Origin of the sequence: Novosphingobium sp., assembly GCF_020852455.1 — a bacterium.
Taxonomy (GTDB): Bacteria; Pseudomonadota; Alphaproteobacteria; order Sphingomonadales; family Sphingomonadaceae; genus Novosphingobium.
On record NZ_JADZAT010000010.1, the window covers coordinates 198,886 to 222,334 of the forward strand.

A 23,449-nucleotide genomic window follows, 5' to 3' on the forward strand; every position below is an offset into this window, starting at 1 on the left:
TGCTTCTCCCGTTCGTGCCGGATTGCCCGGTCAGTCCATCGTCACCACCACTTTGCCGATCGCCTTGCGGTCGGCCAGCATCTGGATCGCTTCGCCGCCGCGTGCGAGCGGGAATGTCGCCGAAACGCGCGGATTGATCTTGCCGGTCTTGAGCAGATCGAACAAGGTCGCGATGTGCTTGGCATTGGCAGCCGGTTCGCGCGCCACCCAAGCGCCCCAGAACACGCCGCAGACGTCGCAGCTTTTCAGCAGCGTCAGGTTGAGCGGCAGCTTGGCGATCCCGGCCGGGAAGCCGACCACGCAGAACCGGCCTTCCCAGGCGATCGAGCGCAATGCGGGTTCGCTATAGTCACCGCCGACAATGTCATAGATCACATCGGCGCCGTTGGGGCCGCAGGCCGCCTTGAAGGCTTCGGCCAGCGCCTTGGACTGGTCCTTGTCGAACGGGGCGGTGGGATAGACCACCACGTCATCGGCGCCGTGTTCGCGCGCAACCTTGCCCTTTTCCTCGCTGGAAACCGCCGCGATCACCCGCGCGCCATAGGCCTTGCCCAGTTCTACCGCCGACAGGCCGACGCCGCCCGCCGCGCCCAGCACCAGCAGGACATCGCCGGCCTTCAGCTTGCCGCGATCCAGCAGGCCATGCATGTTGGTGCCATAGGTCATGATCAGCGAGGCGCCGGTTTCAAAGCTGACGCCATCGGGCAGCGGCCAGAGCCGGCCGGCATCGACCACGATTTCCTCAGCCATCGCGCCATTGCCGGTGCTGGCAATCACCCGGTCGCCCACTTTCCACTGGGTCACGCCTTCACCCAGCGCATCGACCACGCCCGAAGCCTCACCGCCCGGCGAGAACGGCCGCGGCGGCTTGAACTGGTACATATCGCGGATGATCAGCACGTCGGGGTAATTGATCGAGCAGGCCTTGACTGCCACGCGTACCTGGCCGGGGCCGGGGACCGGGCTTTCCACCTCGTCAAGCGTCAGGGTTTCGGGTCCGCCAACGGCGTGGCTGCGTAGTGCCTTCATGCTGCTTCAACTCCCTGTGCCAGGAACGGGAGCCGCTCCCGTGCCTCGTTTTCGTATCTGGTGATCGCCGCGTCGCGCGCCAGGGTCAGCCCCACTTCGTCGAGCCCTTCCAGCAGGCAATGCTTGCGGAACGGGTCGATTTCGAAGGGGAAGCGGTCCTGGAACGGGGTGGTGACCACCTGGTTTTCCAGATCGATATGCACCGGATCGGTGCGGGCCACTTCAAGCAGCCGATCGACCTGTTCCTGGGGGAGGACGACGGTCAGGATGCCGTTCTTGAAGGCATTCCCGGAAAAGATATCGGAAAAACTGGGCGCGATCACCGCTTTGATGCCCAGGTCAAGCAGGGCCCAGGCGGCATGTTCGCGGCTGGACCCGCAGCCGAAATTGTCGCCCGCGATCAGGATCGGCGATCCGGCATACTCGGCGCTGTCGAACAGGTTGTCGGGATCCTTGCGGAGCGTCTCGAACGCACCCTTGCCAAGGCCGTCACGGGTGATCGTCTTGAGCCAGTGCGAAGGAATGATCACGTCGGTATCGACGTTCTTGGCGCCGAACGGGATCGCACGGCCATCGACTTGGCGCAGGGCTTCCATCAATCGGTTTCCGGCGCCCGTTCGGGCTTCGGAGTCTTGGCGGCCTTTTCGGCGCGTTCCTTGCGGCGCGAGTTGTAAAGCAACGCTGCAGCCAGCGCCGCCGATCCGATCGCAGCGCCAGCCAGCGCGGCCTTGCCGGTCAGCGAAGACCTGGCGGGCTTTTCGGACTTGTCGGGCTTTTCGGGAGTGTCGGTCATGGATCTACTATGTATGCGGCCAGACGATGGTTCAAGGGGATCGGCCAACAAAGTCAGTTTGAGGCAACCGATTTCCTGCTGCTGGGTGAGCGCAATCCGACGCCTTTGGCAACCAGCAGGCTTGCCAGCTTTTCGCGTGCGTCGGCCCCACCAGAGACGACAAGGGCCAGTTCATCGGGTCTGAGGATGGTGATCGGGACCATCCGGATGCGATGTGTATCGTCCAGTTGGCAGTAGCCGTTTCGATCTGGCACTGAGAGGTTGATCAAGACCCCGATCATCTCGTTGTCGTTAAGCCAGTCTTCTGGACATCCAGAAGGAGCCGGCAGCTCCATCGAGAGGATCCTGTAAGATTCGAGCTGATGTTCTATCCCGCCCATGTTGGCAACATTGCGCGCGAAATTCTCGATCAGGCTGAATTGCCAACTGGAACGGATACTTTGAAAGTCGCTGCCTGTCGGGAGATCGGTTTCGATGTAAACTTCGCAGCCAAAGCCGGCATCGGACATGTCGGTATCGACAAACAGATCGCTCAAACCATCGGAGGCTAGAATTAACCCGCTTTCCGGACGGACAACGCAGAACGATTGCCGGGTGGTGGGCCAGGCCGGCGCGCCTTCAAACTCGGGACTTACCAGATAGGTCAGGACGTCATCATCGACCGGGCCCAGTTTGCTCCAGTATGTGCGTCTGGCCTTGGCGAATGCCTTATAACGCGGATCGTCGATGGTGACGATTTCCGGACCCTTCGGGACCTGGGCTTGATCGCCGACAGTTCCAGTGTCCGCCCGCGATCTACCCGCGAACATTGCGGCAAGAAGGCTTGCCAGAACAGACCGGCGGCCCATCAATCGCCGAGCTCGCGCACATCTGCCAGCCGCCCGGTCACCGCCGCCGCCGCCGCCATAGCAGGCGAAACCAGGTGAGTACGGGCGCCCGGACCCTGGCGGCCCACGAAGTTACGGTTGCTGGTGCTGGCACAGCGTTCGCCGGCGGGGACCTTGTCAGGGTTCATGCCCAGGCAGGCCGAGCAGCCCGGCTCGCGCCATTCAAGCCCCGCCTCGATAAAGATCCGGTCCAGCCCCTCGGCTTCGGCCTGGCGCTTGACCAGCCCCGATCCGGGGACGACGATCGCCCACTTGACGTTTGGCGCCTTGGTCCGGCCCTTCAGCACTGCGGCGGCGGCGCGCAGGTCTTCGATCCGGCTGTTGGTGCAACTGCCGATGAAGACGTTCTGGACTTCGACATCCTGCATCCGCTGTCCGGGGGTTAGCCCCATGTAATCGAGCGATTTCTGCACGGCCTGCTGCTTGCTGGGATCGGCAAAGCTTTCGGGCGCGGGGACCGTGCCGGTGATCGCCACCACGTCTTCGGGGCTGGTGCCCCAGGTGACCGTGGGCGCGATATCGGCGGCCTGGATCACTACCACCCTGTCATACTGCGCGCCCGGATCGGTCGCCAGGCTGCGCCACCAGGCAACAGCCTTGTCCCAGTCCGCGCCCTTGGGGGCATAGGGGCGGCCCTGCACATAGGCGAAGGTCGTCTCATCGGGCGCGATCAGTCCGGCCCGCGCGCCGTGTTCGATTGCCATGTTGGACACCGTCAGCCGGCCTTCGATCGACAGGCCCCGGATCGCCGATCCGGTATATTCGATGACATAGCCGGTGCCGCCCGCCGCGCCGAGCACGCCGGTAATGTGCAGCACCACGTCCTTGGCGGTCACACCGGCGCCCAACTGGCCTTCGACGCGTACTTCCATGGTCTTCGATTGCTTGAGCAGCAGGGTTTGCGTGGCCAGCACATGCTCAACCTCGCTGGTGCCAATGCCAAAGGCCAGCGCGCCCAGCCCGCCGTGGCAGGCGGTGTGGCTATCGCCGCAAACGATCGTCGCGCCGGGCAGCGAAAAGCCCTGTTCGGGCCCGACGACGTGGACGATCCCCTGTTCGGCATCGGCATCGCCGATCAGCCGCACGCCGAATTCGGGTGCGTTGCGTTCCAGCGCGGCCAGCTGCTGCGCGCTTTCGGGATCGGCGATCGGGATCCGCTGGCCCGCCGCATCGCGCCGCGCGGTGGTCGGCAGGTTGTGATCGGGCACCGCCAGCGTCAGGTCGGGCCGGCGCACCTTGCGGCCCGAGACGCGCAGCGCCTCGAACGCCTGCGGGCTGGTCACCTCGTGCACCAGATGGCGGTCGATGTAGATCAGGCAAGTGCCATCATCGCGGCGTTCGACCACGTGGGCATCCCAGATCTTCTCATAAAGCGTGCGCGGCTGGCTGGTCATGATGCTTGCGCCATAGGCAGGGCCGGGGCGCAATTGCAAGTGTGGAGGCTATTCGTTGCGGGTCCAGATCCAGGTTCCGCAGACCAGCAGCACCGCGATCGAAATCAGCACCCACGGCCAGCCGATGGTCAGCCCGGTGAAGACCACGCCCGCGCCCATCGCCGCGACTGCCGATACCTTGGCCCGGCGTGAGATCGCGCCGCGTTCGCGCCAGTCGCGCAGCCTGGCGCCATAGCGCGGGTGGTTGAGCAGGCGCTGTTCCCAGGCCGGGTTGCTGCGGGCAAAGCAGAATGCCGCCAGGACCAGGAACGGCACCGTGGGCAGGATCGGCAGGAACGCGCCGATAATCCCGAGGCCAACCGAGGCGATCCCGCCGGCCAGGTAGAAGTGTCGGACCAGCATGGTCAGTCCGCCGCGATCCGCGCGGCATGCTCGCGCACCAGGGCGATCATGTTGGGCACGCCCTGGGTGCGGTTGGAAGATAGCTGGTTCCTGAGGTCAAAGGATTCGAGCAGGGCGGTCACATCCAGCGCGGCCACCTCGTCCGCCGGGCGGTCCTGCACCGCGGCCAGCACCAGCGCGACGATCCCCTTGGTAATCGCCGCATTGCTGTCAGCCAGGAAGTGCAGCCGGCCATCACTGTGACGGGTGGGATAGACCCAGACCGAGGCCGAACAGCCGCGCACCAGCGTGGCATCGGTCTTCAGCGCATCGGGCATCGGCTCAAGCTCGCGCCCCAGTTCGATCAGCAGGCGATAGCGTTCGTCGCCTTCGAGGAACTCATATTCGTCAAGAATGTCGGAGAGGCTGCGCATGCCAGCCGATGTAGCCACGAAGCCGCATTGCACAAGCCCCTGGCTTGGGGAGGCTGGGGGGGAACCTATCCGGCAAGTCCGCCCGGCCGGGTCAAGGCGTAATAGATCACGTAGAACCAGCTCAGGATGCCGTGGACGAAAGCCCAGACGATCGACTTGTGCAGGCTCCAGCTGATCGCCACCGCGATGGCCGATCCCAGGCCGATCCCGGCCTTGGCGGCACCCGATGCCTGGTTTTTCACAGATCCACTCCTGCCGCGATGGCTTCCAGCTTGCGGATTCGCTCCTTCAGATCGGCGATCTCAATCCTGGCCATGCCGTTGCCGGAACCTTGCTCGTCAGCCGGACGATGCAAGTCAAGCTCGCGGGTCTTGAGCGTCAGCCAGCCTTGCCAGCCGCGCAACGAGGCAAGCGTGACAATGGCAACGGATGCTAACAGGCTGGCAGTTGTGAGAAGCGGTTCGTTGAGCATGGCTTCATCTCCCTGTCTGGCGCGCGTCAAGCGTCGCGCAGGCTTTCGATTTCGGCGGCCAGCGCCTTGGCGGGGCGGCCGTCGGTGGCGATGCGTTCAAGCACGTGGATGCGTTCCCGCAGGTCCTTGACCTCGTTCTGCAGTTCCAGTTCGCGCGGGCTCGGCTGAGCGGGATCGAGCAGCGGCTGGGTTGTGCCGCCGCGACGGCTTTGCCGGTCTGTTCCGTGCTGGATCCGCGCCAGCCGAACGACGCCGCTGACCAGGATGGCTACAATGATTACGGCTGTCAGGCTGATCGACATAAGTTCTGATCCAATGAGTTATCAGTTGGCCGGTTCGCGCAGGTCTTCGATCTGCAAGGCGAGACTGGCCGTCTTGTCGGTGGCGATCCGCTCAAGCACGCGGATGCGGTGTTCAAGGCGTTCGATCGTGGCATCGCGTTCGGGCGTGGATTGCTGCGGTTGGCCCTGGGCACCATTGGCCTTGATCTCTGCGATCCGTTCCTTGTGCTCAAGCCGGCGGCGGTACATCTGCCCGATGATGGCAAACATGCCGACCAATGCACCCATTCCGACCATCAGGCCGATGACGTCACCAAATCCCATCAGGCTTCCCCTTTGGTTTCGCCGATGCGCAGGGCTTCGATCTGGTGGGTCAGGTGATAGCCGCTGTCGGTGACGATCCGTTCGACATTGGCCAGCCGGTCCTTTACCGAGCCGAGTTCGGCGCGCAGCTGGGCGTTTTCCTGGCTCAGCAGCTTGATCCGTTCGCCGTCTTCGCTGGTGGTCTTGGGATAGACCGCCTGACCCCAGGCGCCGCTCAGCGGATAGCCGTTCTTGATCTTCATGCGGGTGTGAAAGATCGTGCCGAAGGTGATCAGTCCGGCCACCATCAGGATTGTCGGCGCGGCAATATAGATTATCTCAAGGATCTGTTCGGGGCTCACTTGGTCTGTTCCTCAATCCGCAGGGCTTCGATCTGCGAAGCCACATTGACGCTCTTGTCGGTCACGATCCGCTCAAGCACCTTCACCCGGTCGGCAAAGTGGTCGAGCTGTTCGCGCAGTTCGGTGTTTTCCTGGCGCAGCCGCTTGGTTTCGTCGGCCTCGGCGCGGCTGGTCTTGCCGCCCCATTCGTCTTCCAGGGCATAGCCGTGGCGCGCGCGGATCCAGTTGTTGATCAACCATCCGCCCGTGCTGATCGCAATGATCGCCAGGACGAAGTCGGGACCTGCAAAGTTCATTACTTGGGCCCTCCGTCATGCTTTTCCAGCAGGGCATCGACCTTGCGGGCATCGCGCAGCGCCTCGATCTGGGCGGCAACGTCATAGCCCTTGTCGGTGACGATCCGTTCGAGCACCCGCACGCGGTCTTCCAGTTCGGTGTTCCGGGTGGCGTACTGGGCGGCGCGTTCGGCGGTTGCCTGGATCTCGATTTCGGCGATCTTCTGGCGGTGGCTGGACCAGATCTTGATGATCGGGATCGCCAGCGCTGCCAACGGAATCAGTACCCAGATAGTGTCGGGTCCCATCAGTCTTCCCCTCAGTTATTATCAGCGCAGGCGTTCGATTTCGGCCGACAGGCGCGGGTTGTTGGAAACGTAGTAGCTTTCGATCTCGGCCAGGCGGCGGTCGATGTCGCGGAACCGGGCGCGCACTTCCCGCGTGGTGCGGGCGGGCGACTGGCGGACCGACTGCCAGAACTGCTGTTCCTGCCGATCGGTGTAAAGGTACGGGGGCTTCTTCGCCGCGAACAGGCCAACCACGAAGTAGGCCGGAACGATGAACGGTGCGCCCAGCATGATCAGGCCAACCGTTGCCAGGCGGACCCATAGCACGTCGATCCCGGTGTAGTCGGCGATGCCTGCGCAGACGCCGAAGATCTTGCCATTCACCTTGTCGCGGTAAAAGCGGGTGCGTTCGCTGATCACTTTGCAGTCCTCCCAGTCTTGGCCTTGTTCTTGGTCAGCTGGCGCAGCTGGTCCAGCTCGCTCAGCGTGTCATCGTCGTCGCTGCGGCTCGGCAGAACGCGCAGGGCGTGAAAATCGGGGTTGTCGGCGGCAACCAGCCGTTCGACCGTGTCAATCCGTTCGTCGAGCCGGCGGGCGAGCTGGTACAGCTCTTCCAGCATGGTCTCGTCGTCGTTGGTCAGTGTCGCGGCGGTCTTCCACTTGGTCATATAGTGCAGCACCAGCCAGGGCAGGCCGATCAGGACAACGACGACTATAGCTACAACATCACTACCCTCCACGGATCAGTCCTCCTGCTTGTCGCCGCCCTTGAGCGCGGCTTTCATGGCTTCAAGTTCCTCGTCGATCTTGTCCTGCCCGGCGAGGGCGGCGATTTCATCGGCGAGCGTCGGCTTGCCCGAACCGTCGGCCAGGCTCAGCGCGTCGGCGCGGCCTTCGGCATAATCGACCCGGCGTTCCAGCTGGTCGAACCGGGCCATCGCCTCGTCAACCCGCTCGCTGGCCAGCAGCGTGCGCAGTTTGACGCGGTTTTCCGCGCTTTCCAGCCGGGCGACGATCGCGCCCTGGCGGGCCCGGGCTTCGCGCAAGCGGGTCTGCAGCTTTTCGATATCGACTTCGTAGGCGCGCAGCGCATCGTCGAGCACCTTGATCTCTTCCTTGAGCTGGTCGGCCATGTCGCCGGCCTTCTTCTTTTCGACCAGCGCGGCGCGGGCCAGGTCCTCGCGGTCCTTGCTCAGCGCCAGCTGGGCCTTTTCGGACCAGTCGGCCTGCAGCCGGTCCAGCTTGACGGTGTGGCGGTGCATTTCCTTCTGGTCGGCAATCGTGCGCGCCGCGCTGGCCCGGACTTCGACCAGGGTTTCTTCCATCTCGAAGATGATCATCCGGATCATCTTTTCGGGATCGTCAGCCTTGTCGAGCAGATCGCTGAAGTTGGCGGCGATGATATCACGGGTGCGACTGAAAATGCCCATCAAGGGACCTCCGATGGTGGAAAGGGTCGGGGTTGGAGTTTTGCGGAGACGCTCGACCTCAGCGTCGAACCGCGAGGCGCGGCGGGGGCCATCGCCAAGCGGTTCGAGCCGGGGGCTACCGAGGGTCTGGGCCGGAATGTCCTGGCGGCGGGGGGACTGGGGGCCGCCAACGGGGGATGCCTGGGATTCCGGCCCAAGCGGTGAAAGTGGTTCGCTGCCCATCTTGCCGGTCACCGCCTGTCTCAGGCCTGGACCGCAGCGCTGGCGGTCAGCGCATAGGTGGGGGCGGTGTCGAGCTGCTGGGTCAGCACGACGACGTTGAAGCCGAGCATGGCGATCACGCTGAGGATAACGGCCCTGTCGAGCTTGGTTGAGCCGAGCTTGGTGTTGAACTTGGTGAACATGGAGCACCTCTTGGAAATGCGTTTGTTCACCTTTCAGCAAGCCGCGTGCCAAATGCGAAAAATGGCAGATTTCTGGGCCTTGTGCGGCTATTCGACGAACGACATGTGGTATTGATTGCGCAATGTTGGGATTTTTCGCTACATCTTGGGTATGGAGCGCAATATCCAATTTGTCGGCCAGTCCACTGCCTTTCTGGATTCGGTCGAACGCGCCAGCCGCGCTGCCGCGCTCAACCGTCCGGTGCTGGTGATCGGTGAGCGCGGGACCGGCAAGGAACTGATCGCCGAACGCCTTCATCAGCTTTCGCGCCGCTGGCAGGAACCGTTCATCACGCTTAACTGCGCGGCCTTGCCGGAAACCTTGATCGAGGCGGAATTGTTCGGTCATGAGCAGGGTGCCTTCACCGGCGCTACCAGAGCGCGCGCCGGACGGTTCGAGGAAGCCGACAAAGGCACGCTATTCCTCGACGAACTGGCCACGCTGTCGATGGGGGCGCAGGAACGGCTGCTGCGCGCGGTCGAATATGGCGAAGTGACCCGGATCGGTTCGTCGCGTCCGGTCAAGGTCGATGTCCGCATTGTCGCCGCCACCAACGAAGACCTGCCCAAATTGGCCGATCAGGGCCGGTTCCGCTCTGACCTGCTCGACCGACTGAGCTTTGAAGTGATTACCCTGCCGCCGCTGCGGGTGCGCGAAGGCGATATCATGGTGCTGTCAGACTATTTCGGGCGGCGGATGGCGGCCGAACTGGGCTGGGAAAGCTGGCCCGGCTTTACCGCTGCGGCGCTGGCCGGGCTGGAGGAATACCAGTGGCCCGGTAACGTGCGTGAACTGCGCAACGTGATCGAGCGCGCGGTCTATCGCTGGCAGCACTGGGACGAGCCGGTTGCCCACATCGTCTTCGATCCCTTTGACAGCCCATGGAAGCCGCGGGTTTCGATGCGGCGCGAGGAACCGGCGGCCAGTGCCGATGAACCGCGTATCGCCGCGCCGGCATCAGTAGGGCTCGACAGTGTCACCGATCTCAGGGGCGCGGTCGATGCCCACGAAAGGGCGATCCTTGAGCAGGCGCTGGCCCGCCACCGCTATAACCAGCGTCAGACCGCCAAAGCATTGGGGCTGAGTTATGATCAGCTGCGCCATGCGATGAAGAAGCATGGGCTGAGCGAGCGCGGCTAGGGCCAGCGCTGGCGAGCCATCTGGATCAGATAGATACCGATAATCCCATCGAAGATCATGCAGGCGGTCGGCAGGTCGATCAGCAGTGCAGGCAGTTCACGCGGCATGAAATCCCAGGCGATGTGGCCGAACCAGGCCAGCGGGAAGCACCAGGCCTTCCAGAAGAAGCCGAGTGCCGCCAGCACGGCGATTGCCGCGAAAACCGCAAGCTCGGGGCCGGTGCCAAGGCCGGCATAGGTTGAACCGAGCCACAGGGTGAAAACCGCCCATCCGGCCCGCGCCTCCCGGTCCCGCAGGAAATGCAGGCCCAGGATCGGGATCAACGGCAGCGGCAGTGCCGCCATGACCAGAAACCCCTGGCGCGCGGACAACCCCACCGTGGCGGATGTTATCCAGACCAGCGCGATAATCCACGCGGTTACGAGGACAATCCTGGCAATCGTTCGGCTTGCAGACTGGTTCATCGCGGCCCCCGGTTTGAAACGAAGCCCGCATCCACAATTTCATGCCTTCAGGTCAACTGCATTCTGTGGATGGCGTGCGGCAGGCAAGATAACCGGTTGGTAATCCGCCTCGCCTAATCTGGATCCTTCAAATCCGGGGGGCTTTATGGAACAGTTCTTTCGCATCCTGTTGTTTTCGCCGCGGCTGACGATTTCGGTTGCTCTGCTGATCATCGGCGGGATTTCAGGCGCGCTTAAGCAGCGCGACGATGCAAACGAGTCGTCAGGCAAGTGGGCGAAGGATCATCAGTCCGCAGCCTATTCAAGCGCGGAACAGGACGTTGGCGGCTGGGGCAAGGACACTCGCCCGGCTGGTCGAGCTGCCGCACCGTCCAGCGAAGGCAGCAATCCAAAGCTCTGGAAAAATGACGACGGCGTGATTTTCGAGGAAGAAGACGTCAAGGCGCTTGACCCGTCGGAATACGAATAGGGCCGGACGTCCGGCTTCATAGCAGTGCTGCAATGACCACGAGGAAATAGCCATGCCGATCCTGTCGTTCATTCTGGCCCAGGCTGCCGTGCTGGGGGTCGAGCCTCTGGCCGACCCACTTGAAGGCGTCAGCAGCGAATGGATGCTGTGCACCCATCCCGACGACACGGCGAAGACATGCCACCTGATGGCAACTTTCACCAAAACGGCCGGCAACGAATACGCCGAGCTTGACCACACGGCGGTTGTCGGCCTGCCTGGACTGGTGATCGAGCTCGCGACAAAAAGTGTCGTGAAGGACGGCAAGCTGTGCAGCTTTGCCAGACGCAAGGATTTCGAAGGCGTGCGCATCGTCCGCCATGTCGAGGGCGCGACCCGCCAGCAGGAACTTAGTGCCGTGCGCCAGCTGGGCTTCATGTACCCGATCGAAGGCAAGGAAGTGTGCACTGCCTTCTATCCCGACGGGCAGCATCTGATGACGCAAAGCTGGATCAACGGCAAGCCGGTCCCGGAAATGGCCACCCGGATCCGCTGGGTCCACAAGGATGATGGCTATGTCGTGACGGGTTGGCGCGGGGCGATCACGACTCCGCAATAGGGGCGGGAAGGGGCCAGGCCTGGTCAGGCACCGCACGCTGCGGGCGGCTGGGCCGGCAAACCGGTGCGGGTTAGCCAAAAATTTACCATCGAGCCGGAAAATTGCGTCAACTTTGGCGACCCTGGGTCGCGCATGGGAGTGTCGCAATGGCTTCGGGCAGGAAATCTATCGAACGCGCAGACGAGATCCAGGGGTCGACTCTGGCCGGCTGGTACCTGGGCGTCTGCTTCCTGATCTGTCTGGCAGGCGGCCTGTGGTTCGCCAATTCGTCCGGGGTGTTTGACCAGAGCTATGCGGACGATCCTGCCGAAGCCTACAAACAGGCGGCCAGAGTTGCCGCCAAAAAGGCTGCGGCGCGTGAGGAACAGGCCCGGCTGGCCGCTGCTGAAGACGCGCGCAACATGGCCGAGGCAGCCAGCCGAACCGGCAGCGCTGCGGCGCCCAAACCCACCCCCGACGCCAAGGCGAGCGCCGAAGCGGTCCCGGAAGTCCGGGAGCCCGTGACCGGGGCCGACGCGAACTAGACGCCAGGTCCCAGACCCCGGATTCAGTGCCGTGACCGCAAGCGGCCTTTGCTATTTGGAAGCGTACTGCCCGGCCTTGGCATTGAAATTGTTGCGGGCCCAGGTCTTGGCTGCGGCCGCGGTCTTGAAGCATTCATCCTGCAAGGTTCCGGTAACGATCGCATAACCTTGCGAATTGTAGCGGATGTCGCGCACGGTCAGGCGGTAATTGCCTTGTCCGTCCTTGTTGATCAGGAACGGGCGGGTGGCTTGGTCATCCATTGACGGTTTCTCCTGGCGAGGCTGATTGCAGGGCTTGCAGGCGGTCCCGCTCACGCTTTTCGCGTCCGGCCTGAACCTCGAGCTCGCGGTTTGCGAGTTCGAGCCAGGCCAGGCGCGAGCGCAGCAGGGTGTCACGCTGGTTGTTCAGCGATGAAGCCGCGGCGGCCAATTCGCACTGCTCGGCCTGTTTGAGGTAGAACTGTGAGGAAGCCGACATGGCCTGGCCCCTTTCGGTTGCGGTTGCTGGGCTAACCCAGAATGGCGATCACGGCGGCGCGCAGTTCGGCCCTGCTAAGGGTGGGGCTGCGGCGTAGACCGGCGGGCCTGGGCGCGGCGGACTTTCTGATTTCAGGTGATCGGGCGTAAGCGATTGAATGGTTGTTCTTTTTGTTATTTTTCATCAAATTCATTTATTTAGCGGCGCGTATCGCGCCATCCGTTGGGGCAGGTGCAGGCCTAGCGGCGCACCACGCCCTTGCGTTTGCCTGGCGGACCGCCACCGGGACCTCTCTCGCGAAAGACGATCCGGCCCTTGCTCAGGTCATAGGGGGTCATTTCGACCCGAACCCGGTCGCCGACCACCGAGCGGATGCGGAATTTGCGCATCTTCCCGGCGGTATAGGCGATGATCCGGTGTTCGTTCTCCAGCATGACGCCAAAGCGTCCGTCCGGAAGGATTTCGTCGATCTGGCCATCGAGGGTCAGAAGATCCTCCTTGGCCACAGCCTCAGGCTGCCGACAGATTGACGGCGGATGTCTTGCCGCGCTGATCGGTTTCCAGTTCGTACTGCACGCGCTGGTCCTTATCGAGCGAGCCCATTCCTGCGCGTTCAACCGCGCTGATGTGGACGAAAGCGTCGCCGCCGCCCTCATCGGGAGCAATGAATCCGAAGCCCTTGGTGGGGTTGAAAAACTTTACGGTGCCTACCGGCATGGTCTGTTCCTTTCACGAAACACGTATTGACCCGCCGGCAAACGAAGCCGGCGGAGCGTAGAAGCGAGAAAGGGAACGAAGGGGCGTAAGGCCGAAAAGTTCCGTCGCAGGCGACGTTAGCGCGGCCTATATAGGTCCGATCCCCCGATAATACAATGGCGCGCGATTTCGCCTTGCTTTTCGTGGCGCTCGGCCCTATCTGGCCGCTGTTCCCGACATTGTGAAGCAACGGAGGGGCTGGCGCCGCAAGGGGCCGGCACCAAGGGCCGTTTCATCAATGCCGGATTTTCGGAGTTGAAATGGCGGATATCGCGCGAATTACCGAGATTGTCGAACCCGAGGCGAAGGCCCTGGGCTTTGATCTCGTGCGCGTGATCGTGTTCGGCAAAAGCGAAGTTGGCGATGAAGAGGTGACCCTGCAGGTCATGGCCGAACGGCCCGAAACCGGCCAGCTGGTGATCGAAGACTGCGCCGCGCTGTCGCACCGCATTTCCGACGCGCTCGACGCGCTTGAGGAACGGGGCGAAGTGCTGATCGAGGAAGCCTACCGGCTTGAGGTGTCCTCGCCGGGGATCGATCGCCCGCTGACCCGCGTGAAGGACTTTGCCGGCTGGGCCGGGCATGAGGCCCGGGTTGCGCTGAAGAACCCGGTTGAAGGCAACCGCAAGTCGCTCCAGGGCGAACTGATCGGGATCGAAGGCGATCTGGTCAGCCTTGAAGACAAGAAGTCGGGCCGGGTTTCCTTCCCGCTGTCCGATATCCATTCCGCCAAGCTGGTCCTGACCGACCGGCTGATTGCCGCCACCCGTCCCCTCGATACCTGCGGGGCCGATGAGATTGTTGAAGAACAGGAAGACTGAACATGGCCAGTCCGATTTCCGCCAACCGCGCCGAACTGCTGGCGATCGCCACCTCGGTTGCGAACGAGAAGCTGATCGACAAGGCGATCGTCATCGAGGCGATGGAAGAAGCGATCCAGAAGGCGGCGCGCGCCCGCTATGGTGCGGAAAACGATATCCGCGCCAAGCTGGATCCGCGCACCGGCGACCTGCGCCTGTGGCGCGTGGTTGAAGTGGTTGAAGTGGTCGAGGACTATTTCAAGCAGGTTGACCTGAAGGCCGCGCAGAAGCTGCAGGCCGATGCCAAGCTGGGCGATTTCATCGTCGATCCGCTGCCGCCGGTCGATCTGGGCCGGATCGACGCGCAGTCGGCCAAACAGGTGATCTTCCAGAAGGTCCGCGATGCCGAGCGTGAGCGTCAGTTCGAGGAATTCAAGGACCGCGCCGGCGAACTGGTGACGGGCGTGATCAAGTCGGTCGAATTCGGCCACGTGATCGTCAACCTGGGCCGCGCCGAAGGCGTGATCCGCCGCGACCAGCAGATTCCGCGCGAAGTTGCCCGGGTGGGCGAACGCGTCCGTGCGCTGATCCTCAAGGTCGAACGCAACAACCGCGGGCCGCAGATCTTCCTCAGCCGGGCGCACCCCGAATTCATGAAGAAGCTGTTCGCGCAGGAAGTGCCCGAAATCTACGACGGGATCATCACCATCCAGGCCGCCGCCCGCGATCCGGGCAGCCGCGCCAAGATCGGCGTGATCAGCCGTGACAGCTCGATCGACCCGGTCGGTGCCTGCGTCGGCATGAAGGGCAGCCGCGTTCAGGCGGTGGTCCAGGAAATGCAGGGCGAAAAGATCGACATCATTCCCTGGAGCGAAGACACCGCCACCTTCGTGGTCAACGCGCTGCAGCCGGCCACCGTCAGCCGCGTGGTGATCGACGAGGAAGAAAGCCGCATCGAAGTGGTGGTTCCCGACGATCAGCTGAGCCTGGCGATCGGCCGCCGCGGCCAGAACGTGCGGCTGGCCAGCCAGCTGACCGGCAGCCAGATCGACATCATGACCGAGGCGGAATCGAGCGAGAAGCGCCAGAAGGAATTCGCCGAGCGTTCGAAGATGTTCGAGGAAGAACTCGACGTCGATGAAACCCTTTCGCAGCTGCTGGTGGCCGAAGGCTTCAGCGAGCTGGAAGAAGTGGCCTATATCGAACTGGCCGAACTGGCGACGATCGAAGGCTTCGACGAGGAACTGGCCGAAGAACTGCAGAGCCGTGCTTCCGAAGCGCTGGAACGCCGCGAAGCCGCCTATCGCGAAGAGCGTCAGGCGCTGGGCGTCGAAGATGCGCTGGCCGACATGCCGCACCTGACCGAGCAGATGCTGGTCACGCTGGGCAAGGCAGGGATCAAGACGCTCGACGATCTGGCTGACCTGGCCACCGACGAACTGATCGCCAAGAAGCGCGCCGAACAGCGCCGCCGCGATGGCAGCGCCCCGGCCCGCAAGGAACGCGAACAGGATCGCGGCGGCGTGCTGGGCGAATATGGTCTGTCCGAAGAACAGGGCAACGAGATCATCATGGCCGCCCGCGCCCACTGGTTCGAAGACGAGCCAGCTCAAGAGGAGGCCGCCGATGCGGATTCCTCACAATGAGCCGCTAGGTTCCGCAGCCTCTGCGCAGTCCGCCAAGGATCAACCTGAGCGGCGCTGCATCCTGACCGGGGACCACGGTTCCCGCGATGATCTGGTGCGCCTGGCGATCTCGCCCGATGGGCTTGTACTGCCCGATGCCCTGGCCCGCGCGCCGGGGCGGGGGGCCTGGCTGGGCACTTCGCGGGCAGAGCTTGAAACGGCGCTGGCCAAGGGCAAGCTTAAGGGCGCACTGGCGCGCGCGTTCAAGGGTGCGACGCTGGACATCCCGGCCGACCTGCCCGAACGGATCGAAGCCGCACTGCGCCGGGCCTTTACCGACCGGATCGGGCTGGAAATGAAAACCGGCAAGCTGCTGGTCGGATCGGACCGGATTGCCGAACATGCCCGGGGCGGGCTGGTCGAATGGCTGGCCCATGCCAGCGATGCCGGCGAAGACGGCTCGCGCAAGCTCGATCAGGCCTGGCGAGTCGGGCTGGAAGAAGAAGGTTCCGGACGGCAGGGGTTAACCTTGCCACTGGACCGGGCGGCGCTGTCTGTGGCATTGGGCCGAGACAACGTCGTGCATCTGGCGCTGACTGACCGCGATGCGGCAGCGCGGGTCGAATTACCGCTCCGGCGCTTGCTGCGCTTCCTGGGGCAGGGTGAAGCGAGCGAACAGGCGAATGGTGGGGGCGCAGCCGTATCGGCGGCGTCGGACACTGCGACGAATTGAGATTTGAAGGGCGAATTTGAGCATGAGCGACAGCGAAAACAAACCGACTCTGGGCCGCAAGCCACTGGGGCTCAAGACCTCGGTCCAGGCGGGTGAGGTCAAGCAGACCTTCAGCCACGGCCGCACCAACAAGGTGGTGGTCGAGGTCAAGCGCCGCAAGCTGATCGGCAAGCCCGGCTCGCCCGAAGCGGCTGCTCCGCCGCCTCCGCCGCCGCCGCCGGCCCCGGTGGCCGAAGCGCCCAAGCCGGCTGCGCCCAAGCCCGCCGCTTCGAACGAAACCCCGCAGGAGCGCGTCGCCCGGCTCCAGCGCGAGGCCGAGGAAGCGCGTCTGGCAATGCTGGAAGAGCAGACCAAGCGCGAATCCGAAGCGCGCCTGCGCGCCCAGGAAGAAGAAAAGCGCCGCGCCGAGGAAAACCGCAAGGCCGAAGCCGAGGCTGCCGCTGCACCGGCACCCGCGCCTGCGCCCGCGCAGGAACCCGAAGCCCCGGCCGAAGCCGAGGAACCGGCTGAGGAAGCACCGCGCACCAGCGCGCCCGCGCCGCGCCGGTTTACCCCGGTCGCCGCGCCCAAGCGTCCTGAACCCGCGGCGAAGAAGCCGGCGCATTCGCGCGACAAGACTGGCGGCGATCAGCGCCGCCATGCCGGCAAGCTGACCGTCACCCGCGCGCTCAACGAAGACGAAGGCGCCCGTGCGCGTTCGCTCGCCGCGCTCAAGCGGGCCCGCGAAAAGGAACGCCGTGCGCACTTTGGCGGCAGCAGCCAGCCGCGTGAAAAGCAGGTCCGCGATGTGATCGTGCCCGAAGCGATCACCGTCCAGGAACTGGCCAACCGCATGGCCGAAAAGGGCGCCGACCTGGTCAAGGCGCTGTTCAAGATGGGCATGATGGTCACCGTCAACCAGACGATCGACCAGGATACTGCCGAACTGCTGGTCGAGGAATTCGGCCACAACATCCAGCGCGTGTCGGAAAGCGATGTCGATATCGACACCGCCGAAGACGTCGATGCACCCGAAACGCTGAGGTCGCGTCCGCCGGTGGTGACCATCATGGGCCACGTCGATCACGGCAAGACCAGCCTGCTGGATGCGCTGCGCGGCACCGATGTGGTGCGCGGCGAAGCTGGCGGGATCACCCAGCATATCGGCGCCTACCAGATCAAGACCAAGAAGGGCGATCTGATCACCTTCCTGGATACCCCCGGCCACGAAGCCTTCACCGAAATGCGCCAGCGCGGCGCCAACGTGACCGATATCGTGGTGCTGGTGGTGGCTGGCGATGATGGAATCATGCCGCAGACGATCGAGGCGATCAATCACACCAAGGCCGCTGGCGTGCCGATGATCGTGGCGATCACCAAGTGCGACAAGCCCGAATTCAACGCCCAGAAGATCCGCGAGCGTCTGCTGGAACACGAAATCGTGGTCGAGGCGATGTCGGGCGATGTCCAGGACGTCGAGGTTTCCGCGAAGAGCAAGGCCGGGCTGGACGAGCTGATCGAGAAGATCCTGCTTCAGGCCGAAGTGATGGAACTGAAAGCCAACCCCGATCGCGCCGCCGAAGCTGCGGTGGTCGAGGCCAAGCTCGACAAGGGCAAGGGGCCGCTGGCCACCGTGCTGATCACCCGCGGCACGCTGAAGGTTGGCGATGTGCTGGTGGTCGGGACCCATTCGGGCCGCGTGCGCGCCATGCTTGACGACAAGGGCCGCCAGATCAAGGCCGCCCCGCCGGCACTGCCGGTCGAGGTGCTGGGCATCTCGGGCGTGCCGATGGCCGGCGATACGCTGACCGTGGTCGAGAACGAGGCCCGCGCCCGCGAAGTGGCCGGCTACCGTGCTGAAAAGGCCACTGCCAAGCGCACCACAACCGCGCCCGCCAGCCTTGAGAACATGTTCTCGGCGCTGAAGGCCAAGGCCGATGTGATCGACTATCCGGTGGTGGTGAAGAGCGACGTGCAGGGTTCGACCGAAGCGATCGTCAACGCGCTCAACAAGCTTTCGAACGACGAGATCAAGGTCAAGGTGCTGCAATCGGGCGTCGGCGCGATCACCGAAAGCGATGTGAGCCTGGCCGCAGCCACCGGCGCGCCGATCATCGGTTTCCACGTCCGTCCCAACGCCAAGGCGCGCGAGATGATCGAGCGCAACAAGGTGCGGATGAAGTACTTCGACGTGATCTATCACCTGACCGACGATGTCGCCAAGGAAATGGCCGGGATCTGGGGTCCGGAACGGATCGAACACGTGGTCGGCCGCGCCGAGGTCAAGGAAGTGTTCCCGGCCGGCAAGCGCGACAAGGCGGCGGGTCTGCTGGTGCTCGAAGGCTACATCAAGAAGGGCATCAACGCGCGCCTTACCCGCGACGATGTCATTGTCTCGAAGACCACCATCGCTTCGCTGCGCCGCTTCAAGGACGACGTCCCCGAAGTCCGCGCGGGCCTCGAATGCGGTGTGGTGCTGGCCGATACCAACGACATCAAGCCGGGCGACCACCTCGAAGTGTTTGAAGTGGAAGAACGCGAACGGACGCTGTGATTGCATGCCGATTGACAGGTAACGGCAAAGCGATCGTCTTTATATCTCCTGAGCTCACCGCTGCTTGCGGTGGGAAAGGAGGTGATGTGATTGAGTATTAAAGATGCAGTGATGCTGGTTATCGGCGTCGCGACCTTCCTGGTTGCGTTCGTCGGCCTGGTGGTCAAGCTTATTGAGCTTGGCCGCAGGTAGCCGGTGAGGGGGTGGTGTAGCAGCGCCAGTCCCCGATACCATTTGGGCCCGAGCGTAGCAGCGCCCGGGCCCGGGAGGTGCAGTTGAGTACAACTGACACAGTGATAGTCTGTTATTAGCACGTTCCGGTAAAAAATCAATGTCACGCCAAAACGCCACCCCCGAAACCCGCTCGGTCCGCCTGCTCAAGGTGGGTGAGCAAGTGCGCCATGTGATCAGCGAGCTGCTGAGCCGTCAGATGGTCCATGATGATGTGCTGACCGGGCACACCGTCAGCATCACCGAAGTGCGGATGTCGCCAGACCTGCGCCATGCGACGGTGTTCGTGAAAAGCCTGCTGGGTTCGGATGAAGAGCTGGTGCTCAAGGCGCTGCGCACCAACACCGCCTTCTTCCAGAAGGAAGTGGCCGGCAAGCTCAAGCTCAAATACGCCGCGCGGCTTAAGTTCCTGCCCGACGAAAGCTTTGACGAGGCGAGCCGGATCGATGCCCTGCTCGACGATCCGAGGGTGAAGCGCGATTTAGATGATTAACCCGGCACCAGCCGCGCATCGATCGTGATCGTCACTTTCCGGCCCACCACCAGGCTGTAGGCCGTCATCCCGAAATCGCGGCGGTTGATCGTGGTGCGCGCCTTCAGCAGCACCGCATCGCGCCCGCTGGCCCGCGCCGGGGGATCACGGAAGGTCACGTCAAGGCTGGCCGGACGGGTCACCCCGCGTGCGGAGATCGTGCCATCGACCCGCGCGGTGGTGGCGCCGGTCATCACCATCCGGCGCCCTGCAAAGCTGACGACGGGATGGTTGGCGACATCGAAAAAGGCCTTGCCGCGCAGATAGTCGGTGTCGGTCTTGCCGCCCGCGGTCATTGCCCGGGCATCGAGCTCCACCGCCAGGTCGATCGCATCGAGCCGGTCGGGTTGAAGCCGGATGAAGCCCTTCATCACCGGAAACCGTGCGGTCTTGTTGCCAAGGCCGAAATAGGAAACCCGCGCGCTGACCCGGCTGCCTGCCGCATCGAGCTGATAGCGATAGGACGGCGCGGCGGCGGCAACCGCCAGCAGGGGAATCAAGGCTAAGGCTCTTCGCAAATGTGACCCGGTTCTTTTCAATTGCGCGCCTGGCCAGATCAGTGCCGATCCACAGCCGCGCTGTCAATCGCACTGGCGCTTTGCCAAGCACACCCTAGATAGCAGGCATGGCCAAACTCTATTTCTACTACGCCAGCATGAATGCGGGTAAATCGACCACCTTGCTGCAGGCGAATTTCAACTATCACGAACGCGGCATGACTACCATGCTGTGGACCGCCGCGCTGGACGATCGCGGCGGCGACAAGGCGATCGAAAGCCGGATCGGCCTGCATGCGGATGCCCACCGCTTCGATGGCGTCACCGACCTGTGGAGCCGGATCACCGCGGCACACCGGGTCGAGCCGCTGGCCTGCGTGCTGGTCGATGAGGCGCAGTTCCTGACCGAAGCCCAGGTCTGGCAGCTGGCGAAGATTGCCGACCAGGCCGGTATCCCGGTGCTGTGTTATGGCCTGCGGACCGATTTCCAGGGCGAACTGTTCCCCGGCGCCAAGGTGCTGCTGGGGATTGCGGATTCGCTGATCGAGCTGAAGGCGGTGTGCCATTGTGGGCGCAAGAGCAGCATGAACCTGCGCGTCGATGAAAGCGGCGCGGCGGTGAAGCAGGGCGCGCAGACCGAAATCGGCGGGAATGACCGCTATGTTGCGCTGTGCCGCAAGCACTTCGTCGAGGCGCTGGGATGGTAAGATCGGACCCGCTGGGGCTCCATCAGCTGCTGGAAGAGGGCGCGCTGCGGCTTGAGCCACTGGAGGAACGCCACCGCGAGCCGCTGCGCGAAGCCTGCGCTGAGGACCTGGAGATCTGGGAGATGTACGGCATTTCGTATGATCCCGAGCATTTCGATGAGAGCTTTTCCGGCCTGCTCGCCAATCCCGAACGGCTGCCCTTTGCCATTCTGGTCGATGGCGAACTGGCCGGAATGACCGCCTGGATCGGCACCCATGTCCAGTGGCGGACCAGCGAGATCGGCAACACCTATCTGCGCCCGCGCCACCGTGGCGGGCAGGTCAACGGGCCGCTCAAGCGGCTGATGTTGCGCCACGGGTTCGCTTGCGGGCTGAAGCGGATGTTCTTCTCGGTCGATACTCGCAACCAGCGCTCGCAGGCGGCGTGCCGCAAGATCGGGGCCGAGCTGGACGGGGTGCTGCGCAACCACATGATCACCTGGACCGGGTACGAGCGCGACAGCGCGATCTTTTCAATAGTGGAACGCGACCGCGAAAGGTTGGGATTATGAACGAGACTATCATCCAGGCCGCCGCGCTGATCGTGCCGATGATCCTGGCGATCGTGTTTCACGAAGTGGCGCATGGCCTGGCCGCGCGGGCGCTGGGCGATCCCACGGCGGCCGAAATGAAGCGGCTGTCGCTCAATCCGCTGCGCCACGTCGATCCGATGGGCACGGTGATCCTGCCCGGGCTGCTGGCATTGGCCAAGATGCCGGTGTTCGGCTGGGCCAAGCCGGTGCCGGTCAACTTTCGCCGGCTGCGCAATCCGCGCCGCGACATGATGCTGGTGGCGGCGGCCGGGCCGGGGATGAACCTGGTGATGGCGGCAGTGGGCGCAGTGCTGCTGGGGCTGTTCCTGCCCACCGGAGGGGATGTTCAAAGCTTGAGCCTGCTTGGCAATTTCGTGCTGCTCAACCTCGCCAATTTCATCATGATCAACGTGTTTCTGGCGCTGTTCAACCTGCTGCCGATCCCGCCGTTCGATGGTTCGCACATCCTGGAGGGCTTGCTGCCTGACAGCATGGCAAGGACGTATGGCAACCTGCGCAAGTATGGCATGCTGCTGGTGATCCTGCTGATCGTGGTGCTGCCTTACCTGATCCCGGGGTTCAATCCGGTGGGCATGCTGATCGGCCAGCCGGTAAGCTGGCTGACCGGGCAATACCTCGATCTGGCGCAAGCGGTTTCCGGGCGCTGAGCCTTGCCGCACGGCTGGATCATCCTCGACAAGCCGCATGGCCTGGGCAGCACCCAGGCGGTCGCTGCGGTCAAGCGGGTCTGTCGGCAAGCCGGGCTGGGCAAGGTCAAGGTCGGCCACGGCGGCACGCTCGATCCGCTGGCCACCGGCGTGTTGCCGATTGCCCTGGGTGAGGCGACCAAGCTGACCGGGCGGATGCTCGATGCCAGCAAGGAGTACAGCTTTACCGTCGCCTTCGGGACCCAGACCGACACGCTTGACCTGGAAGGGCAGGTGGTTGCGCAGAGCGCGGTGCGGCCCACGCTGGCGGCAATCGAGGCAATATTGCCGCGCTTCACCGGCCCGATCGAACAGGTCCCGCCGGCCTATTCGGCGATCCTGGTTGACGGCCAGCGCGCCTACGACCTGGCCCGGGCGGGTGAGGACGTAGCGCTGAAGGCGCGGGCGGTGACGGTGCGTGATCTCAAGATCCTCCCCGAAACGGGGAGGGGGACCGCCTACGAAGTGGGGGGTGGAGGGGTACAGGCGAGTGGTCATACCCTCGATGGTCAGGACCACTCGCCTGTACCCCTCCACCATGCTTCGCATGGTCCCCCTCCCCGTGCCGGGGAGGATCAGGTTACCCTCCACGCCCATGTCTCCAAGGGCACCTATATCCGCAGCCTGGCCCGCGATATCGCGCTGGCGCTGGGCACGGTCGGGCATGTCACCATGCTGCGCCGCACCAGGGCCGGGCCGTTCGGGCTGGAAGCGGCGATTTCGCTGGACAAATTGGAGGAAGTCGCTAAGGGCGCGCCACTTGAGAACATACTCTTGCCGCTGGAGGCAGGGCTGGACGACATCCCGGCTCTGAACCTCGGCCCGGAACAGGCAAGGGCGATCCGTCAGGGTCGGGTTCTGACCGGGCTGCCCCAGGGCGATGGGCTGCACTTTGCGCGAGAGGGATCGGTCCCGCTCGCTTTGGTGGAGCTTTCCGGCGGAGAATGCCGGGTTGTCCGGGGGTTCAACCTCACATGATGTCGCGGAGTAGAAGATATGTCGGTTAGCCCCGAAAAGAAGGCTGAAATCATCGCGGACAACGCCCGTGCCAAGGGTGACACCGGTTCGCCGGAAGTCCAGGTTGCGATCCTGACCTCGCGCATCAACACGCTGCAGGGCCACTTCAAGGATCACCACAAGGACAACCACTCGCGCCGCGGCCTGCTGACCATGGTCAACAAGCGTCGCAGCCTGCTGGCCTATCTCAAGCGCAAGGATGTCGATCGGTACAACGCGCTGATCGCCAAGCTTGGTCTTCGTAAGTAACAACGCGGAGCGGCCCCCAGCGGGCCGCTTCTTGCATCTGGGCAC

The 23,449-nt window shown here is 63.7% G+C and carries 39 protein-coding genes; 15 read left to right on the forward strand and 24 right to left on the reverse strand.

The annotated features are described in order from the left end of the window. Positions 1-30 precede the first annotated feature (30 nt). The 18 genes from IT549_RS05025 to IT549_RS05110 all read right to left on the reverse strand — a co-directional run bounded on the left by IT549_RS05025 (position 31) and on the right by IT549_RS05110 (position 8,732). On the reverse strand, positions 31-1,029 hold the full coding sequence (locus IT549_RS05025; protein ID WP_292970441.1) for an NADPH:quinone oxidoreductase family protein: 999 nt from the start codon (positions 1,027-1,029) through the stop codon (positions 31-33). Then, the gene (leuD, locus tag IT549_RS05030; RefSeq protein ID WP_292970443.1) at positions 1,026-1,625 is read right to left on the reverse strand and encodes a 3-isopropylmalate dehydratase small subunit; all 600 of its coding nucleotides are present in this window, start codon (positions 1,623-1,625) and stop codon (positions 1,026-1,028) included. The genes IT549_RS05025 and leuD overlap by 4 nt, the downstream gene beginning before the upstream one ends. Further along, positions 1,625-1,822, reverse strand: a complete 198-nt coding sequence (locus tag IT549_RS05035; RefSeq protein WP_292970445.1) for a hypothetical protein — start codon at positions 1,820-1,822, stop codon at positions 1,625-1,627. Before IT549_RS05035 ends, leuD begins: the two co-directional genes overlap by 1 nt. Positions 1,823-1,875: 53 nt before the next feature. After that, entirely contained in the window at positions 1,876-2,670 is a 795-nt protein-coding gene (locus IT549_RS05040) for a hypothetical protein (RefSeq protein ID WP_292970448.1), read from the reverse strand. Further along, positions 2,670-4,103 (reverse strand): 3-isopropylmalate dehydratase large subunit, encoded by a 1,434-nt coding sequence (leuC, locus tag IT549_RS05045; RefSeq protein WP_292970451.1) that lies wholly within the window; start codon positions 4,101-4,103, stop codon positions 2,670-2,672. The genes IT549_RS05040 and leuC overlap by 1 nt, the downstream gene beginning before the upstream one ends. 48 nt (positions 4,104-4,151) lie before the next feature. Beyond that, the gene (locus tag IT549_RS05050; protein WP_292971103.1) at positions 4,152-4,502 is read right to left on the reverse strand and encodes a YbaN family protein; all 351 of its coding nucleotides are present in this window, start codon (positions 4,500-4,502) and stop codon (positions 4,152-4,154) included. 5 nt (positions 4,503-4,507) lie between these two features. After that, positions 4,508-4,918, reverse strand: a complete 411-nt coding sequence (locus IT549_RS05055) for a SufE family protein (RefSeq protein ID WP_292970454.1) — start codon at positions 4,916-4,918, stop codon at positions 4,508-4,510. A 65-nt stretch (positions 4,919-4,983) separates the two neighbouring features. Then, the gene (locus IT549_RS05060; RefSeq protein WP_292970456.1) at positions 4,984-5,160 is read right to left on the reverse strand and encodes a hypothetical protein; all 177 of its coding nucleotides are present in this window, start codon (positions 5,158-5,160) and stop codon (positions 4,984-4,986) included. After that, the gene (locus IT549_RS05065) at positions 5,157-5,390 is read right to left on the reverse strand and encodes a hypothetical protein (RefSeq protein ID WP_292970457.1); all 234 of its coding nucleotides are present in this window, start codon (positions 5,388-5,390) and stop codon (positions 5,157-5,159) included. The genes IT549_RS05060 and IT549_RS05065 overlap by 4 nt, the downstream gene beginning before the upstream one ends. 26 nt (positions 5,391-5,416) lie before the next feature. Beyond that, complete coding sequence (locus IT549_RS05070; protein ID WP_292970459.1) at positions 5,417-5,692, reverse strand: hypothetical protein; 276 nt, start codon at positions 5,690-5,692, stop codon at positions 5,417-5,419. Positions 5,693-5,713: 21 nt separating this feature from the next. Then, entirely contained in the window at positions 5,714-5,995 is a 282-nt protein-coding gene (locus IT549_RS05075; protein ID WP_292970460.1) for a hypothetical protein, read from the reverse strand. Beyond that, positions 5,995-6,282: a hypothetical protein gene (locus IT549_RS05080; RefSeq protein ID WP_292971105.1), complete on the reverse strand. Its 288-nt coding sequence runs from the start codon at positions 6,280-6,282 to the stop codon at positions 5,995-5,997. The genes IT549_RS05075 and IT549_RS05080 overlap by 1 nt, the downstream gene beginning before the upstream one ends. 50 nt (positions 6,283-6,332) lie before the next feature. Then, positions 6,333-6,632, reverse strand: a complete 300-nt coding sequence (locus IT549_RS05085) for a hypothetical protein (protein ID WP_292970461.1) — start codon at positions 6,630-6,632, stop codon at positions 6,333-6,335. Next, positions 6,632-6,919, reverse strand: a complete 288-nt coding sequence (locus IT549_RS05090) for a hypothetical protein (RefSeq protein ID WP_292970463.1) — start codon at positions 6,917-6,919, stop codon at positions 6,632-6,634. The genes IT549_RS05085 and IT549_RS05090 overlap by 1 nt, the downstream gene beginning before the upstream one ends. A 21-nt stretch (positions 6,920-6,940) precedes the next feature. Next, a complete protein-coding gene (gene pspC, locus IT549_RS05095) occupies positions 6,941-7,318 on the reverse strand; it encodes an envelope stress response membrane protein PspC (RefSeq protein ID WP_292970465.1) in 378 nt (125 codons plus the stop codon). Beyond that, positions 7,315-7,638: an envelope stress response membrane protein PspB gene (gene pspB / locus IT549_RS05100; RefSeq protein ID WP_292970467.1), complete on the reverse strand. Its 324-nt coding sequence runs from the start codon at positions 7,636-7,638 to the stop codon at positions 7,315-7,317. The genes pspC and pspB overlap by 4 nt, the downstream gene beginning before the upstream one ends. Before the next feature lie 3 nt (positions 7,639-7,641). Next, entirely contained in the window at positions 7,642-8,328 is a 687-nt protein-coding gene (gene pspA, locus IT549_RS05105; RefSeq protein ID WP_292970469.1) for a phage shock protein PspA, read from the reverse strand. A gap of 242 nt (positions 8,329-8,570) precedes the next feature. Continuing rightward, the gene (locus IT549_RS05110; RefSeq protein WP_292970471.1) at positions 8,571-8,732 is read right to left on the reverse strand and encodes a hypothetical protein; all 162 of its coding nucleotides are present in this window, start codon (positions 8,730-8,732) and stop codon (positions 8,571-8,573) included. 151 nt (positions 8,733-8,883) lie between these two features. Between IT549_RS05110 and pspF the strand changes: the two genes are divergently transcribed. Beyond that, a complete protein-coding gene (gene pspF / locus IT549_RS05115; RefSeq protein WP_292970473.1) occupies positions 8,884-9,912 on the forward strand; it encodes a phage shock protein operon transcriptional activator in 1,029 nt (342 codons plus the stop codon). Here the strand turns inward: pspF and IT549_RS05120 are convergent. Continuing rightward, positions 9,909-10,376, reverse strand: coding sequence for a hypothetical protein (locus IT549_RS05120; protein WP_292970475.1), 468 nt, complete (start codon positions 10,374-10,376; stop codon positions 9,909-9,911). The genes pspF and IT549_RS05120 overlap by 4 nt on opposite strands. Positions 10,377-10,521: 145 nt before the next feature. Between IT549_RS05120 and IT549_RS05125 the strand changes: the two genes are divergently transcribed. The 3 genes from IT549_RS05125 to IT549_RS05135 all read left to right on the forward strand — a co-directional run bounded on the left by IT549_RS05125 (position 10,522) and on the right by IT549_RS05135 (position 11,967). Next, complete coding sequence (locus IT549_RS05125; RefSeq protein ID WP_292970477.1) at positions 10,522-10,845, forward strand: hypothetical protein; 324 nt, start codon at positions 10,522-10,524, stop codon at positions 10,843-10,845. Positions 10,846-10,897: 52 nt separating this feature from the next. Then, complete coding sequence (locus IT549_RS05130; protein ID WP_292970479.1) at positions 10,898-11,443, forward strand: hypothetical protein; 546 nt, start codon at positions 10,898-10,900, stop codon at positions 11,441-11,443. A gap of 146 nt (positions 11,444-11,589) precedes the next feature. Then, the gene (locus IT549_RS05135) at positions 11,590-11,967 is read left to right on the forward strand and encodes a hypothetical protein (RefSeq protein WP_292970481.1); all 378 of its coding nucleotides are present in this window, start codon (positions 11,590-11,592) and stop codon (positions 11,965-11,967) included. Between the two features lie 51 nt (positions 11,968-12,018). Here the strand turns inward: IT549_RS05135 and IT549_RS05140 are convergent, their stop codons facing one another. The 4 genes from IT549_RS05140 to IT549_RS05155 form a co-directional block, all read right to left on the reverse strand. Further along, entirely contained in the window at positions 12,019-12,228 is a 210-nt protein-coding gene (locus IT549_RS05140; RefSeq protein WP_292970482.1) for a hypothetical protein, read from the reverse strand. Continuing rightward, a complete protein-coding gene (locus IT549_RS05145) occupies positions 12,221-12,445 on the reverse strand; it encodes a hypothetical protein (protein ID WP_292970484.1) in 225 nt (74 codons plus the stop codon). The genes IT549_RS05140 and IT549_RS05145 overlap by 8 nt, the downstream gene beginning before the upstream one ends. A gap of 239 nt (positions 12,446-12,684) precedes the next feature. Beyond that, the gene (gene infA, locus IT549_RS05150; protein ID WP_292970486.1) at positions 12,685-12,951 is read right to left on the reverse strand and encodes a translation initiation factor IF-1; all 267 of its coding nucleotides are present in this window, start codon (positions 12,949-12,951) and stop codon (positions 12,685-12,687) included. 4 nt (positions 12,952-12,955) lie between these two features. Beyond that, positions 12,956-13,162 carry a cold-shock protein gene (locus tag IT549_RS05155; RefSeq protein WP_292970488.1) on the reverse strand — a complete coding sequence of 69 codons (207 nt, stop codon included), beginning with the start codon at positions 13,160-13,162 and terminating at the stop codon, positions 12,956-12,958. 299 nt (positions 13,163-13,461) lie between these two features. On the opposite strand from IT549_RS05155, the gene rimP reads away from it, so the two are divergent. The 6 genes from rimP (at position 13,462) to rbfA (ending at position 19,616) form a co-directional block, all read left to right on the forward strand. Next, on the forward strand, positions 13,462-14,022 hold the full coding sequence (rimP, locus tag IT549_RS05160) for a ribosome maturation protein RimP (protein WP_292970490.1): 561 nt from the start codon (positions 13,462-13,464) through the stop codon (positions 14,020-14,022). A gap of 2 nt (positions 14,023-14,024) precedes the next feature. Then, positions 14,025-15,647, forward strand: a complete 1,623-nt coding sequence (nusA, locus tag IT549_RS05165) for a transcription termination factor NusA (RefSeq protein ID WP_292970492.1) — start codon at positions 14,025-14,027, stop codon at positions 15,645-15,647. Beyond that, positions 15,628-16,359: a DUF448 domain-containing protein gene (locus IT549_RS05170; protein ID WP_292970494.1), complete on the forward strand. Its 732-nt coding sequence runs from the start codon at positions 15,628-15,630 to the stop codon at positions 16,357-16,359. Before nusA ends, IT549_RS05170 begins: the two co-directional genes overlap by 20 nt. A 22-nt stretch (positions 16,360-16,381) precedes the next feature. Further along, on the forward strand, positions 16,382-18,892 hold the full coding sequence (gene infB / locus IT549_RS05175; RefSeq protein WP_292970496.1) for a translation initiation factor IF-2: 2,511 nt from the start codon (positions 16,382-16,384) through the stop codon (positions 18,890-18,892). Positions 18,893-18,982: 90 nt separating this feature from the next. Then, complete coding sequence (locus tag IT549_RS05180; protein WP_292970498.1) at positions 18,983-19,084, forward strand: putative holin-like toxin; 102 nt, start codon at positions 18,983-18,985, stop codon at positions 19,082-19,084. 139 nt (positions 19,085-19,223) lie between these two features. Beyond that, positions 19,224-19,616 (forward strand): 30S ribosome-binding factor RbfA, encoded by a 393-nt coding sequence (rbfA, locus tag IT549_RS05185; RefSeq protein WP_292970500.1) that lies wholly within the window; start codon positions 19,224-19,226, stop codon positions 19,614-19,616. Here the strand turns inward: rbfA and IT549_RS05190 are convergent. Next, positions 19,613-20,155 carry a YceI family protein gene (locus IT549_RS05190; protein WP_292970501.1) on the reverse strand — a complete coding sequence of 181 codons (543 nt, stop codon included), beginning with the start codon at positions 20,153-20,155 and terminating at the stop codon, positions 19,613-19,615. The two genes, rbfA and IT549_RS05190, sit on opposite strands and share 4 nt — an antisense overlap. 125 nt (positions 20,156-20,280) lie before the next feature. Here IT549_RS05190 and IT549_RS05195 point away from each other — a divergent pair, with 125 nt between their 5' ends. Genes IT549_RS05195 through rpsO form a run of 5 tightly spaced genes read left to right on the forward strand, consistent with a single transcriptional unit; the run spans position 20,281 to position 23,404 of the window. Further along, a complete protein-coding gene (locus tag IT549_RS05195; protein WP_292970503.1) occupies positions 20,281-20,859 on the forward strand; it encodes a thymidine kinase in 579 nt (192 codons plus the stop codon). Beyond that, a complete protein-coding gene (locus tag IT549_RS05200) occupies positions 20,853-21,410 on the forward strand; it encodes a GNAT family protein (protein WP_292970505.1) in 558 nt (185 codons plus the stop codon). The genes IT549_RS05195 and IT549_RS05200 overlap by 7 nt, the downstream gene beginning before the upstream one ends. Beyond that, positions 21,407-22,099: a site-2 protease family protein gene (locus tag IT549_RS05205; protein ID WP_292970507.1), complete on the forward strand. Its 693-nt coding sequence runs from the start codon at positions 21,407-21,409 to the stop codon at positions 22,097-22,099. Before IT549_RS05200 ends, IT549_RS05205 begins: the two co-directional genes overlap by 4 nt. 3 nt (positions 22,100-22,102) lie before the next feature. Then, positions 22,103-23,116, forward strand: a complete 1,014-nt coding sequence (truB, locus tag IT549_RS05210) for a tRNA pseudouridine(55) synthase TruB (protein ID WP_292970509.1) — start codon at positions 22,103-22,105, stop codon at positions 23,114-23,116. Positions 23,117-23,134: 18 nt separating this feature from the next. Further along, on the forward strand, positions 23,135-23,404 hold the full coding sequence (gene rpsO / locus IT549_RS05215; RefSeq protein WP_292970511.1) for a 30S ribosomal protein S15: 270 nt from the start codon (positions 23,135-23,137) through the stop codon (positions 23,402-23,404). The last annotated feature ends 45 nt before the right edge of the window (positions 23,405-23,449 follow it).